Origin of the sequence: Mycobacterium sp. 1164985.4 (assembly GCF_001668575.1) — a bacterium.
Classification (GTDB): Bacteria; Actinomycetota; Actinomycetes; order Mycobacteriales; family Mycobacteriaceae; genus Mycobacterium.
In genome coordinates, this window is record NZ_LZMD01000011.1 from 1 (window position 1) to 13,693 (window position 13,693).

11 protein-coding genes and 1 pseudogene are annotated in these 13,693 nt (G+C 65.3%); 6 read left to right on the plus strand and 6 right to left on the minus strand.

The features are described 5' to 3' along the window. Nucleotides 1-230 precede the first annotated feature (230 nt). A pseudogene (locus A5650_RS00525) lies at nucleotides 231-1,750 on the plus strand (HNH endonuclease signature motif containing protein). 378 nt (nucleotides 1,751-2,128) lie between these two features. On the opposite strand, the gene A5650_RS00530 reads toward A5650_RS00525, so the two are convergent. After that, nucleotides 2,129-2,710: a TetR/AcrR family transcriptional regulator gene (locus A5650_RS00530; protein ID WP_067285231.1), complete on the minus strand. Its 582-nt coding sequence runs from the start codon at nucleotides 2,708-2,710 to the stop codon at nucleotides 2,129-2,131. 64 nt (nucleotides 2,711-2,774) lie between these two features. Between A5650_RS00530 and A5650_RS00535 the strand changes: the two genes are divergently transcribed. Beyond that, on the plus strand, nucleotides 2,775-3,968 hold the full coding sequence (locus tag A5650_RS00535) for a cytochrome P450 (RefSeq protein ID WP_067285233.1): 1,194 nt from the start codon (nucleotides 2,775-2,777) through the stop codon (nucleotides 3,966-3,968). Nucleotide 3,969: 1 nt separating this feature from the next. Here A5650_RS00535 and A5650_RS00540 read toward each other — a convergent pair whose 3' ends face one another. Next, the gene (locus tag A5650_RS00540; protein WP_067285235.1) at nucleotides 3,970-4,677 is read right to left on the minus strand and encodes a TetR/AcrR family transcriptional regulator; all 708 of its coding nucleotides are present in this window, start codon (nucleotides 4,675-4,677) and stop codon (nucleotides 3,970-3,972) included. 158 nt (nucleotides 4,678-4,835) lie between these two features. Between A5650_RS00540 and A5650_RS00545 the strand changes: the two genes are divergently transcribed. From A5650_RS00545 to A5650_RS00560, 4 genes are all read left to right on the plus strand, one after another. Next, nucleotides 4,836-5,306, plus strand: coding sequence for a PaaI family thioesterase (locus A5650_RS00545; RefSeq protein WP_197501758.1), 471 nt, complete (start codon nucleotides 4,836-4,838; stop codon nucleotides 5,304-5,306). Then, entirely contained in the window at nucleotides 5,303-5,959 is a 657-nt protein-coding gene (locus A5650_RS00550) for a TetR family transcriptional regulator (protein ID WP_502687016.1), read from the plus strand. The genes A5650_RS00545 and A5650_RS00550 overlap by 4 nt, the downstream gene beginning before the upstream one ends. An 80-nt stretch (nucleotides 5,960-6,039) precedes the next feature. Continuing rightward, nucleotides 6,040-6,474, plus strand: coding sequence for a DUF6188 family protein (locus tag A5650_RS00555; protein ID WP_067285242.1), 435 nt, complete (start codon nucleotides 6,040-6,042; stop codon nucleotides 6,472-6,474). Continuing rightward, nucleotides 6,471-9,536, plus strand: a complete 3,066-nt coding sequence (locus A5650_RS00560) for an MMPL/RND family transporter (RefSeq protein WP_067285244.1) — start codon at nucleotides 6,471-6,473, stop codon at nucleotides 9,534-9,536. The genes A5650_RS00555 and A5650_RS00560 overlap by 4 nt, the downstream gene beginning before the upstream one ends. A 153-nt stretch (nucleotides 9,537-9,689) precedes the next feature. On the opposite strand, the gene A5650_RS00565 is transcribed toward A5650_RS00560, so the two are convergent. The 4 genes from A5650_RS00565 to A5650_RS27240 all read right to left on the minus strand — a co-directional run bounded on the left by A5650_RS00565 (nucleotide 9,690) and on the right by A5650_RS27240 (nucleotide 13,674). Further along, nucleotides 9,690-10,193 carry a hypothetical protein gene (locus A5650_RS00565; RefSeq protein WP_156743958.1) on the minus strand — a complete coding sequence of 168 codons (504 nt, stop codon included), beginning with the start codon at nucleotides 10,191-10,193 and terminating at the stop codon, nucleotides 9,690-9,692. A gap of 67 nt (nucleotides 10,194-10,260) precedes the next feature. After that, a complete protein-coding gene (locus A5650_RS00570) occupies nucleotides 10,261-10,545 on the minus strand; it encodes a hypothetical protein (RefSeq protein ID WP_067285248.1) in 285 nt (94 codons plus the stop codon). Between the two features lie 161 nt (nucleotides 10,546-10,706). Next, entirely contained in the window at nucleotides 10,707-13,310 is a 2,604-nt protein-coding gene (locus tag A5650_RS00575; protein ID WP_067285250.1) for a DNA primase family protein, read from the minus strand. A gap of 139 nt (nucleotides 13,311-13,449) precedes the next feature. After that, entirely contained in the window at nucleotides 13,450-13,674 is a 225-nt protein-coding gene (locus A5650_RS27240) for an excisionase family DNA-binding protein (protein ID WP_082950536.1), read from the minus strand. Nucleotides 13,675-13,693: the final 19 nt, after the last annotated feature.

Consider the following 13,693-nt stretch of genomic DNA (forward strand, 5'->3'; position numbering starts at 1 on the left):
CGAGGCTTCCATCATGGTGTCCAACAACCGCAACGCACGCTGCCGAAACTCCGGCGAATACTGACGGGGCATAGCTTTCCAATCCTCCTATGAAGATCGGAACAAAACCTGGGGTAGTTCACGTTCGTCGCGATCTAGCCATACCGCACTTAACCTCCTCAACGTCGACCGCGCTGTGGACAACGCGACCCTGTCAGAAAGTTTGAGTCAGTGGACTTGTCAGACCTCGAATGTATGTTCGATATATGTCGGGGAGCCGGTTGCAGGAGGCGCTAGCCGGACTGAGCGCCGCTTATGAGGAGGTCGCCGCCTGCGATGTGGACCTGTTGACCCGACACGAGTTGGTGGCTGCTCTTGATGAGTGGGAGACGTTGTCGTGTCAGCTCCCGACGATGAATCACCGCTTGCTGGCTCGTCTGCAATGTGAGACGACGCCCAATGAGATGGGTGCCCACACCTGGAAAGAAGTGCTGCGGGTGCGCTACCGGATTTCTCCGCGGAGGCGCATCGGCGGTTGGCCGAGGCTGAGTTGTTGGCCCCGCGTCAGGCGGTGACCGGGCCGTCGCTGCCGCCGGCCCTGCCCGCCACCGCAGCTGCGCAGTCTTCGGGGTTGATCAACGCCGAACATGTCGAGGTCATCCGCAAATCGATCACCAAACTGCCCAGCTGGGTGGATGCGCCCACCCGCGAGCAGTTCGAGATCGACCTGGTCCGCACCGCGGTCAAAGTCGGGCCCAAAGAACTCACCGATACCGCCGACCTCACACTGTTTCTGCTCGACCAAGACGGACCCGAGCCCACCGACATCGACCGCGCCCGCAAACGCGGCCTCAGGAAGTCCAAACAAGGCCCCGACGGGATGGTGCAACTGCGCGCCACGCTCACCCCCGAAGCGTGGGCGGTGTGGGAAGCGATCTTGGCCAAATACGCCGCGCCGGGCATGTGCAACCCCGACGACCCCGAACCGTGCACCTCGGGCACCCCGACCCAGGCCCAAATCGACAACGACCACCGCAGCCTGGCCCAGCGCCAACACGACGCGCTGCTCGCCGTCGGGCGCATCGCATTGATGAGCGGTCAACTCGGCCGGCTCAACGGGCTACCGGTATCGATCATCATCCGCACCACCCTGCAAGACCTGGAATCACGCGCCGGAGTCGGCACCACCGGCGGCGGCACCATCATGCCGATCACCGAGGTCATCCGGATGGCCGGACACGCCAACCACTACCTGGCCGTGTTCGACAAAGCCACCGGATCGGCCCTGGATCTGTTCCGCACCAAGCGCATCGCCTCTGCCGCCCAACGGATCATGCTCATCGCCCGCGACGGCGGCTGCACCAAACCCTGCTGCACAATCGGCGCCTACGGCTCCCAGGTACACCACGTAGTGGCCGACTGGACCGACGGCGGCAACACCAACACCGACGAACTCGGCCTGGCCTGCGGACCCCACAACCGCAGCGTCAACACCGACCGCGGCTGGACCACCCGCATGAACGCCCGCGGCGAAGTCGAATGGCTCCCACCACCCGACCTCGACACCGGCCAAGCCCGAATCAACTACCACCACCGCCCCGAACGCCTCCTCCACCCCGACAACGAAGCCTTGGTTGAGGACGCGTCGAAGGACGCCTCGGTGTCGGCCGACGAAAACCCGGTCGCCGAAGCCGAACCGGGCGAAGCGCCATCACCCGGCGGAACAGCTGAGCCCGGCGGGCCGTCACCTCCAGGAGACCAGGCCGCCTGACCGCGCGACGAGATCGCAACACGCACGCGGATAGTTCGACGGCACCGGTATCGGCCTGCCCAGGGACGGCAGCCAAGAAACCAGAAACCCACCCCGACCGATGGTCGAAGCGGGTGTCCGAGGAGTGGAGCTAAGGGGACTCGAACCCCTGACCCCCACACTGCCAGTGTGAAACAGGGTGTGCTGAACCATATTCCGGCGTCTAGTACGTGTCGAATCGTCCACGTCAGTGGCGAGTTTCCGTGTTCATCTGTCTACTGCGTGTTCGCCAGTCATCGAGAGTCTTAGGACACCGTTAGGACATGGCGAACAATTGTTCGGGAACCGAGGCCCTCACTGCTCACCGTCCGACGGTCGGCGGTGGCAATGCGGTCGTGATTACCGCGGGCGCAGTCCGCTGAACAACACTTCGTGGATCGTGCGAGCCAGGAGATCCTCATCGAGTGGTTCGTCAGTGACGAGGAAGGTCAGTGCTGTGACGGTGGCGGCCCCGAAAAGTGCTGTGGCTGCGGCTCTGGCATCGGTCACGGCGGCCAACGAGCCGTCGGCGGCGCCGGCGTGCAGCAGCACTTCCACGGGTTGCAGGTATGCGGTGCCGATTTTGTCGGCGATGACTGGCATCCGCGCTGCCCGGCCGAGTTCGCCGATTAACGCGCGGCAGGAAGCGGGTCGCTGAGCCATCACCCGTAGTTGGGCCGCGATGACACGGCGCAGTCGGTCGGCGCCGCTCCCGCCGCTGTCTAGGACGATGCTGACCTCGCGTGCGATCTCGTGGAGAACATCTTCGAGCAGGAACGCCAGGATGTCTTCCTTGCCGGCGAAGTAGTAGTAAAGGGTGGCTTTTGGGACACCAGTAGCCGCGGCGACGTCTTCGATTTTGGTGTCGTTAAGTCCGCGCTCGGCGAACAGCGCCGCAGCCGCCGGCAGGCGGTCGGCGATTTGTGCCGGAACCTGACGCATTAACACTCCTGTCAATTAGACTGGCAGTCTAAACCATCGGTTTACACGGCGAGGGGAGCAGCAAATGACGACAGCCCAGCTTCACTACGACCCGTTCGATACCGCCATCCAAGACGACCCGTACCCGGTCTATCGGCAGTTGCGCGATGAAGCACCCCTGTTCCGGGCCGAAGCTGCCAACACTTGGGTGCTCAGCCGCCACGAGGATGTGGTCGCTGCCCTGCTCGATCACCAGACGTACTCTTCGGTCAATGGTGTGTTTCCGACGCCGCCGGACGCGCCGTTCCTGGAATCGTTCCTGCCGATGATGATCATGATGGATCCACCGCGACACGATCAGTTACGCGGTTTGGTCAGCAAGGCGTTCACCCCTCGACGGATAGCGGCCCTGGAGACAGCCATCGATGAGCTGGCGATGTCGTTGATCGAAGGGCTTACCAGCAACCAGGGCCGTGCGGATTTCGTTGCCGACTTCGCGGGCGGCCTTCCGGCCATGGTGATTGCCGACCTGTTAGGTGTGCCGCGGGAGGATCGTCAGCAGTTTCGGCAGTGGTCGAGCACGTTGATCCAGTCCAACCCCGCGCACGGTGAGGTCGCCGAAGGCTTAGCGGCCGCGGCTGCGGTATATGGGTATTTCGCTGATTTCCTGGCCGATAGGCGCCAGGCACCGCGCGATGACCTGATGTCGGCGCTAGTGACGGCCGAGGTCAACGGCCAGCACCTCAGCGACGACGAACTGCTCGGGTTCTGCTTACTGCTGCTGATCGCCGGCCACGAGACCACCACCAACCTGCTGGGCAACGCCGCGGTGGTGCTGGCCGAGCATCCTCAGAGCCGTCATCGGCTGGCGGCCGACCCGACACTGATCGGGCAGGCGGTCGAGGAGCTGCTGCGTTATGACTCACCGGTACAGGGACTTTCGCGGGTGCTGACCACCGATGTGACAGTCCACGGGACCACGATGCCCAGCGGTGACTCGGTGCTGTTGCTTTTCGGGTCGGCCAATCGCGACGAGCGGGTGTTTGCGGGCCCGGAGGTCTTCGACATCGACCGCAGGCCCGAACACCAGGTAGCCTTCGGTAGGGGTATCCACTTCTGTCTGGGAGCTGCGCTCGCGCGCATGGAGGCCCGAATTGCGTTACGCGCGTTGTTGTCACGGTTGCCGGACTGGGCGGTAGATAGAGATTCTGCGCTGCGCCTTCGGTCTGGGCCTATTCGCGGCTATCTGTCGCTGCCCATCAGCTGGCCGGCTAAATGAACTAGCTACCCTGCGGTGCGAGCGTCATCGTTGCTCGCGTAGCAGGCTTGGACTCGGTATGAGTGTCGATATCCGGGCGCCGGTGTGCGGTGAGGAAATCATCGACAATCTTTACGCAGTCGTCATGAGTCATGATGCGAAACCCGGTGATTCGGGTGAAGGCGAACGGCCCGATCAGCTGACACAGCGCCAGTTCGACGTCGAAGTCGTCGAGTTCGGCTCGCGCCTGCGCGCTGCGCAGCAGCGCGTCGAAGGGTTGTCGGTACTGGTCGATGACCCGGGCCCGCAGCGCCCCGGATGCGTCCCCGTCATCGGTGTCGCCTTTGGCGCCGGTGGGTCCCAGCGCGAGCCACGCCAGCGTGGTGACGTGCAGGGGTGCGTCGTCAAACAGCGCGGCTTGGCGGCTGAGCAATTCGATCAGCTGCTCGCGCAGGGTGCCGCTGGTCAGGGCCGGCGCAGTCACCTGGGGCAACAGACGCTCGAACGTGGCGGCCAGCAGATGTGAGGAACTCTTGAAATGGCGGTAGAGGGTGGTGCGGGCGACCTTGGAGGCCTTGGTGACCGCCTCGATGGTGACCGCCTCGACGCCTCCCGTGCTCAACAGGGTCGCGGCAGCATCGAGCAGCCGATTACGTGACCGAACTCGGCGGGGGTCGATGTCATCGACATCCTCGTCTGGAATCAGCTCTGGCTGGTTACTCTCACTCAAATTAATCACCTCGACCCAGTCGAACCTAGGCTATGTCGTCCCGCACTCCAGCCGTTGTGGTACTAACGGTAGCGTAGCGAAACTGATCGTACTGGGAGTGCACATTGCCCGACAGCGCGTCACCGCCGCAGCGGCTGCCTTCTCACACGCCGACGTGCATGGGGTGCGGCCCGCAGAACCCATACGGCCTTCAGCTGATGGTGTACCGCGACGGCGACCTGGTGTATGGCGATGTCACCTTCGATGAACGCCATATCGGCGCGCCGGGTTTGGCCCATGGCGGGGCGGTGGCAGCCGCCTGCGACGACCTGCTGGGTTTCACGCTCTGGATCGCCGGCACGCCCGCGGTTACGCGCAGCCTGACCGTCGAGTATCTGCTGCCGGTGCCTCTGCATCAGCCCCACCGCGTCGCCGCACACATCGCCTCACGCGACGGTCGCGCCCTGCATGTCATGGGCACAGGCACAGGCAGCGATGGCGTCACCCGCTTCACCGCCAGCGCCGTGTTCATCACCGTGTCCGCTGATCATTTCGCCGCCCACGGTGACGTGTCGGGATTCGGTGAACTGCTGGCACGGTTCGCCGCCACCGCCCAACCATCTCCCGACTCGCTCGGCGGGGCGCCGTGATGTCCACTGCGACGGAGGCCTACGTCACTTCGGCGCTAGCCGAGACGAAGTCGATTCGACCAGGCCCGGTGTCGTCCAACCGTTCTCGCGCGTCGGCGCGTCGGCGCGAGGCGATCCTGGATGCGACGTTGACCGCGGCCGCCGCCGGCGGCTACGAGGCAGTGCAGATGCGGGCGGTGGCCGAACGGGTAGGCATCGCGGTGGGCACGCTGTACCGGTATTTCCCGTCCAAAACTCACCTGCTGGTTTCAGCGCTGACCCGTGAATTCGAACGCCTCGACATCTCCTGCGATTGGTCGGCCGTAGCGACCACACCCCAGGAGCGGCTGGGATTGCTCACTGCGCGGCTGCATGACGACTGGCAGCGCGACCCGCAGCTGACCGCGGCGATGACGCGGGCGTTCGTGATTGCCGACACCTCCGCCGCCGGCGCGGTCAACCAGGCCGCCGGCGTGATCGAAGGACTCCTGGCCACAACCCTCGCCGGCGGCGAACCCACCGACCACCACCGCCAGATCGCCGGCCTGATCGCCGATGTCTGGCTGGCCAACCTCACCGCGTTCATCAGCAACCGTGCAACGGCCGCCCACGCCCGCGACCACATCGACCGTGCCGTGGGACTTCTGCTTATCGGCGAGGCCGCCGCGAATTGACGCGAACGCTACTACTAGTAGCGTAGCGATACCTGTAGTACCGTTGGGGTGACCCGATGATGTGTCAAAAGGAGCTCCCCATGCTCAACCAATGGATCGAATGCTGCATGGTCCAGCGCGTATCGCTGCAGGACGGACTTGTGTTGAATCTCGATGACTACAACGAGCTGGTCATCTCTGGGCGGCTGCGACTGACCCTGCCGCCGGTGGGCACCTACCCGACCGAGGACGTGCTGATCGACCCCACCAACGTCGCCCAGCACGAACGCCCACTACTCAACCTGGCCGGTTCGGTCTGCACCGAAGCCTGGTGCGCCGACAACGGCACACTGCACCTTCGGTTCTCGTGCGGGCACCGCATCGAGGTCGACGCCGACCCGCACGCCCCCACCTGGGAGCTCTACGGCAAACGCCACGGCTACATGGCCTGCTTGCCGGGCGGTCGGGTACGAACGGTGCGCCACGACGTTCCCGACGACAGCGCGGCCACCGAGATTGGCTCTGCCGCACCATGACCGACACCGATGCGACCGTCGCGGACACGGCCGCTTCCGTACACCGCAGACGCGACGGCCCGGCGGCATCGAGTGAGTACAGCCCACAGCTAGCGGGGCTGGGCACGTTCGTCGTCCGACACAAAGCCCTGGTATTCGGTGTGTGGATCGGCGCTGCCGTGGTGCTGGCACTGCTGTTCCCGCAGCTGGAGACCGTGGTCCGCCAACAGTCGGTGGACCTGGTGCCCCGCGACGCCCCGTCGCTGCAAACCGTCGACCGGATGAGCGCGGCGTTCAGCGAGCAGGGCTCCAAGACAATGCTGTTCGTCGCGATGGAAGACCCCGCCGGTCTGACCCTCACCGCACGCCAGCACTACGCGAACCTGGTGTCGCGGCTGCGTGCCGACACCACACACGTCCTACTGGTCCAGGACCTGCTCGCCGACCCGGTCACCGCGGCCCAGGCCGTCAGCCAGGACGGCAAAGCCTGGTATCTACCCGTCGGGGTTGCCGGCACCCTGGGTGATCCGGCCGCCGCCGAATCCGTGCGCGCCGTGCGAGACATCACCGCCAAAGAATTCGCCGGCACCCCTATCACCGCGCATGTGACGGGCCCCCCGGCGACGTTCAGCGACATGATCGCCTCCGCCGAGCACGACCTGTTGTTCATCTCGATCGCCACCGCAGGCATGATCGCCCTGATCCTGCTGATCGTCTACCGGTCGGTGTTCACCGCACTGTTGCCGCTGCTCGTCATCGGACTAAGCCTGGCTGTCGGGCGCGGAGTGCTGTCCGCGCTCGGCGAAGCCGGCATGCCGGTGTCCCAGTTCACCGTCGCGTTCATGACCGCGATCCTGCTCGGCGCAGGCACCGACTACACGGTCTTTCTCATCAGCCGCTACCACGAACAGCGCCGCGCCGGCGCACCCGCCGATCAAGCAGCCATCTACGCCACCGCCAGCATCGGCCGCGTCATCCTCGCCTCAGCGGCCACCGTCGCCTTCGCCTTCCTGGCCATGGTGTTCGCACGACTCAGCGTCTTCGCCGCCCTCGGCCCAGCTTGTGCCATCGCGGTGCTCTTCGGGTTCCTGGCCACCGTCACGCTGTTGCCTCCGGTGCTGGCGCTGGCCGCCCGGCGCGGCATCGGCGACCCCAAACCCGACCGCACCCGGCGCTACTGGAACAGCGTCGCCGTCGCCGTCGTGCGCCACCCGACACCGCTTCTCTTGCTCAGCCTGACCATCCTCATCGCCCTATCGGCGGTGGCCGCCACGATCCAGATCAGCTACGACGACCGCAAGGGCCAACCGGCGACGACCGCGAGCAACCAGGGCTACCAACTGCTCGACCGCCATTTCCGCAAAGACATCGCCATCGGCGAGTTCCTGGTGGTGGAAAACCCCACCGACATGCGTACCGGCAAGGGACTGGCCGACCTCGACGAGATGGCCTCGCGCATCGCCCAAATCCCGGGCGTCACCAAGGTTTCCGGAGTCACCCGACCCGCCGGCGCCCGACTCGACCAAGCCCAACTATCCTGGCAGAACGGCCAGATCGGCAACAAGATGGCCAGCGCCGCCGCCGACGGCAACGCCAGGAAAGACGACCTGGCCAAGCTCACCAGCGGCGCCGACCAGCTCGCCGCCGGGCTAGCGAAACTGGACACCACCCTGCGCAGTGCCCTGACCCCGCTCACCGGAATCTTGAACCAAGCGCAGTCCGCCGGCGCACGTATCGACCAGTTACGGCCTCTGCTGCAACAACTTTCGGCCACCGCACCCAACATCGACCAGGCCATCCAATCCGGGCCAGGAATACGGCCGCTGGCTGAACAAGCCCAAAACGCCATCGCCACAGTCGACTCACTCGTCGGAGCGCTCAACACGTCCCCGTGGTGTACCACCACCCCACAATGCGCCCAGATCCGCGACCAGGTACAAATCCTGGTCACTCTGCGCAACAACGGCTTCTTCAACCAGGTCGCCGACCTCGGCGACCGCTACAACCCGGCGGCCAACGCCACCGTCACCGGCACCCTCACCAACGTGCAGACAGCCGTCAGCTCAATGAACAAGGCGTTCGGCGCGCTGGGCAACCCCGCCGACATGGCCGCCAACATCGGCCGCCTCCAAGACGGCATCAGCCAACTCGCCTCCGGCGCACAAGCACTGGCCACCGGCGTGCACACCCTGGCCGACAGCAACATCCAAATGCTCTCCGGGATGAGCCAAATCGCCACCCAGCTGCAGAACTCCGCACGCGCCACCGCCGGCTCCGACTCTGCCAGCGGCTTCTACCTGCCCGCCAACGCCTTTGACAACCGCCAGTTCGCCGACGTCGCCAAGCTCTTTCTCTCACCCGACGGCAAGACCGCACGCTTTGCCATCGAATCGAGCTACGACCCCTACAGCGGCGAGGCCACCCACCTGGCCCAGCAGATGGTCGAGGTCGCCAACGCCGCCCGACCCAACACGTCGCTGGCCAACGCCACCGTCTCCGTCGCGGGCTTCCCCGCCGTGAACGCCGACATCCAGCGGCTCCTGTGGTCGGACTTCACGCTGCTGGCCGTCGCCACCCTGCTCGTCGTCGGACTGATCCTTTTCCTGCTCCTGCGCGCCGTCCTGGCACCCCTGTACCTGCTGGGCACCGTCGTGCTCAACTACCTCGCCTCGATGGGCATCGGCGTCCTGGTGTTCCAATGGGGCCTCGGCCACCAAATCGCCTGGCCCGTACCGCTCATCGCCCTCATCATCCTGGTCGCCGTCGGCGCCGACTACAACATGCTGCTCGTCTCCAGGCTCCGCGAAGAATCCGGCCGCAACATCCGCGTCGGCGTCCTACGCACCGTCGCCAGTACCGGCTCAGTCATCACCTCGGCCGGTCTCATCTTTGCCGCCAGCATGTTCGGACTGATGGTCGGCTCCATTGCCATCATGATCCAAATCGGCCTCATCGTCGGCTGCGGACTGTTGCTCGACACCTTCCTCGTCCGCACTCTCACCGTCCCCGCCATCGCCACACTTCTCCGCGAAGCAAGCTGGTGGCCCAGCACACCGCACCCCACCGCGCTCCGGGGCCGCTAGCCACTGCCCGCCCATTGAACGACCCATTCAAAATCACACTCCGCAACAGGCTCGGTGCCCGATGCTCAACGCCGTCCCCGCAAACCCGAAGGCACAGGCCTACTGATAACTCCGTTCTCCACGACCAACCGACGCTCAATCCCATCGTGGGATTTAGATGTTGGACCACGGCTCGAATTCGTCGTCTACGTGGACTCCGGGGCTGGTCTGCCCGCTGCCGCCAGCATCACGCGGGAACGACCGCAACAGGTCCTCAGCACCGCCAAGCGACACGATTGACTCAATCAAGCGAGCGGCCTCATTGGCGAACTCAACGTCACTGATGGTCGGGCCGACCGCGAAACGGGTCGGCGCGTCGAGACCGTAGAGCTTGGCGAGGCTATCGAGGGTGCGCAGCACAATCCTGGCGGCGTGGGCGTCGCCGGTCGTCGTAGCGGGCCAGAACGCCAGCAAGATCGCCTCAAGGCGCGCTGAGTGCACAGCCCGCAGCTCGTCAATCGACTCGGCTTCGCGGCGAGCAAGCAACCGCGACACCGCATGTCGAGCGCCGCTTTCGTCGCTGTAGTTGAGCTCGGCGGCGATCCGGGCGTAGGTGTGGCCCTGGACCCTCAGTTCTACCGCGTGCAGCGCGCGCTGACGCTCGTCGGGCTGGCGCACGGCGTTATTGGTCATCGGTGTTCTCCCCCTGAGGTTCGGACGGCCATTGGTCGGACAGCAGGATGAGTCACAGCACTCGCGGCACTCGGGCACGTTTGGCCGCCGCCAGTCGCATGTCGTCGGCGTCACCGAGGCCGACGTAGTTCCGGCCTCTGACCTTGATGACGTAGACGCGGCCCTTGTCCCACAGAGCGATCAGCCGCTCGCCTTTGCGATCGTGCGAGCCGGGCAGTCGCCGCCTGATCACGGCCCACGGATGTAAACCCTCGCCACCCGCGTCGCTGAGCGCCTCCAACAACGCGGCGTCGATCTGGTCGTCGGTAGGTTGGGTGAGATTGCGCAGTTCGGTCATCTCCGATGGCTCCTCGGGTTAGCTGACGGCGAGCGATTCCCCACGTGTTCCAAGTGTTCCGACCCTCCGGGAGCTTTCCTACGCGATAGGGCTACATGCGAAGGTTCCCGGGAGGTCGGAACAGTTGGAACACTTTGGGCGTGTGCATAGGTCATCGCCTTTCACGCTCCTTGAACCGAGTGGCCGAAGAGGTCTCGTCCGCGCCGAACCTCGTCCTCGAGAGTGCTAAAGCGGACACCGGACCACACCCATTGCGGTGCCTTGGACGACCGTGCCGGGGGCACGAGTGTGCCGAAGGCGTCGTTTGCCAGCCGCGCGGGACGTGCCAGGCCGTCGAGCTTGCGAGTCTTGACCTTCTCGACCATGTGCCGCCTGGTCTCCTGATGGTCGGCGAAACGCGCCGTGAACGTTTCCCGCGTCCAATCCTTGTGCCCATTTTCGTTCAGCCAGGCGTTGAAGTCGTCGCACAACTCGCTCGACAGGATCTTGCCGGCTGCGTCAGCGGTCAGCCGCTCGGTCCAATAACCCAGCACACGGTCCGTCTCGGCCCGCCACGCCCGCGTGTCCTCCTCGACCCGTTCGGTCGGCCGCAGCGCCGCAGCGGGGTTGGCGTACCAGGCCACTGCACCCTCGACCGCCCACGTCACCAGGGCATCGTGCTGGCCGTCAGCGCCCTCGCTGACCCGGTGCTTGAGCGTGGGGTCGCCGAGCCGGTCGGTGTCGCGCACCATCTCCTCGGGGCGCTGGACGTAGGCGTACGGGAACGCCAGCAGGGCCAGCCGCCGCCAGGTTCCGTGATCTGTCTGGTCGATGATCGGCCGGTGGTTGGTGTTGACGATCAGGGTGTGGCTGGACCGAAACGTCATGTTGTCCTGGTACAGGCGGCGGGCGGTGATGTAATCCACGTCGGTCATGCGCTTGATCGCGGTCACGTCCAGCGAGCGGCCCTCGGTCAGTTCCTCACCGATGACCAGCCGCCGCCCCCGCAGGTCGGCCCGCTCGGTGCTGTGGTCGTTACCCTTCTCAGCTGAAAACAGCCGCGATGACGCGGTGTGTGCGTAGCTGCCCAACGCGGGGAACAGCCCACCGGTCGTCAGTGCGCTCTTGCCGTTCTCGCCGCCGCCCTGCAACAAAACGATGCCGGCAGACATATGGCCCGTGATGCCCTGCCCAATCCGGCGCTGAAACCACGCACGCTCGGCCTCGGGCAGCGCCGAGAGCACTTTGTCCACATCGGGGTGGGTGTAGCCGGGCCGGTAGCGCCCCCGTGTGGTCCTGGTCATCAATAGCTCGGGATCGTGCGGAAGCAACTCGCCCGTTCGCAGGTCCACGACGCCGCCGGGAGTGTTCAGTAAGTCGGGGTCGGCGTCGAGCGCGTCGGCGTCGATTTCGACGATGTTTCCGGCGAGCTTGAGGATGGCGCTGATGCGTGAGGCGGACCCGACTTTCTTCCACGCTTCGATGGACTCGGACAGGTCGCTGTTGAAGGGGTCGGCTTCCAGCTTGCACACCAGGAACTTGATCCGTTTGATGATGAACTTCCGCAGGGCCTCGGTCGGTGGCCCGTCGCCGCACTCGCGCCAGTGGGTACCGGTCCATTGCAGCCAGCCGATTCCCCGCACCCGCAGAAACCTGCCGCTCAGTACCTTGACGGCGACGTCCTCGGCTAGCCCGGCATCGGTGAACCGTGCCTGACCCGGCATCTTGCCGTCGTCGCCGTCGGCGTCAGTGTCGGCGTCGTCCTGGGTGTCCTCAGAGGCGAGCCGGGTCGCGTCGCGGTCGTCGGTGATCTTGCGCCAGCACGCCGCCACGTCATCGTCGCGGCGTTCTTCCAGGCGCTCGGCGAGGTCGTCGCGTTGCTCGCCCGCCCATCGGGCATGCGGCAAGCTAAGACCGGCATCGTAGACGGCCGCGACGACGCGCATAGTGTCGGCCGAACGGTCTGGCGGACTGGTCACGTAGTCCAGCGCCGCACGGACGTCGGGATACGCGTTGAGGTCGAACGGCACCGGTTCGGCGTCAGTGTCGGCATCGGGCGTCGATGCCGTGGTCTTGGTCGTCCTGGCCTTGGTCGTCCTGGCCTTGGTGCCGCCGGGCGGCGACGCATCTGGCAAGGTGACGCCGAGCCGATCGGCCAGCGCGGCGGCGTCCCAGCGCACACCAGCGGGCCGGATTAGCCACTCGACCGGCGCGGACTGACCACCTCGGGCTTGACCTTTGTGGTTCAGTGTGCCGGGCGGGCGCAACATGTCGTTTGGCTTGATCTTGGCGTCGGCGTCGCCGAGGTGGGCACCGAGCGCCCGGCACAGAGCCGTGTGCTGGTATAGCGGCACCGGACCGGCCAGGTCCACGTAGACGTGGGCGTGGCCCGGCGAGCCGGTCGAGACCGCCCATCCACCGAGGTCGGCCACCTTATCCAGCGGACAATCGCCATCGATGTCGGTGTGAACCTTGGTGAGCGAAACGGCGCCACCGGGTGTGCGTTTGGTGCCCGTCATCACGTATGGACATACATATACGTCGTGGGTCTCCCCCATGCGGTCCAGTACGTCAGCGAGCTGATCGGCATCGACGGGCCAGACGTAGTGCCGCTGGCTCCATCGGGCGTTGGGATTTGAGTCGGTGCGCTTGAACGAGTACGTGCCCGAACCGGCGATATAACCTGCCCTCCCGACGGCGATGTGGGCATAGCCCTCGGTGTCGCCGAACACGGCACGCAGGTAGTCACTTGTGGCGTCGGCGGCGACATTCTGATTGCTAGGCACTGCCAATTGCCTTTCGTTCTGCGGCGACCGCCCGGCTAAGGCCAACCGCCCTGCGGTGCATGGATTCTGAGGCTTTCCGTCGGACGAAGCCAGGGATCGGGGCCAGAAGCCAATCCGAATCCAACGCCCGAGCCGACGGTCAGTCGTTAGGCGTCCCGCTATCGGCGTCGAGCATTCGAAGAACCGCCGCCGAGGGAACTCGCAGTCGGCGCCCCAGGCGGATTACTGGGATTGAGCCTTCCCGAGCTAGGTCGTAGGCGAGGCTTCTACCGATTCCCATTACTTGGGCGCACGCCTCCACCGAGATCGTCGGACTGCTGCGCAACTCGTCCATCACATCCAGCACCGCTGCGTTGTTTTTCATACCGCTAGTGTGTGCAGGT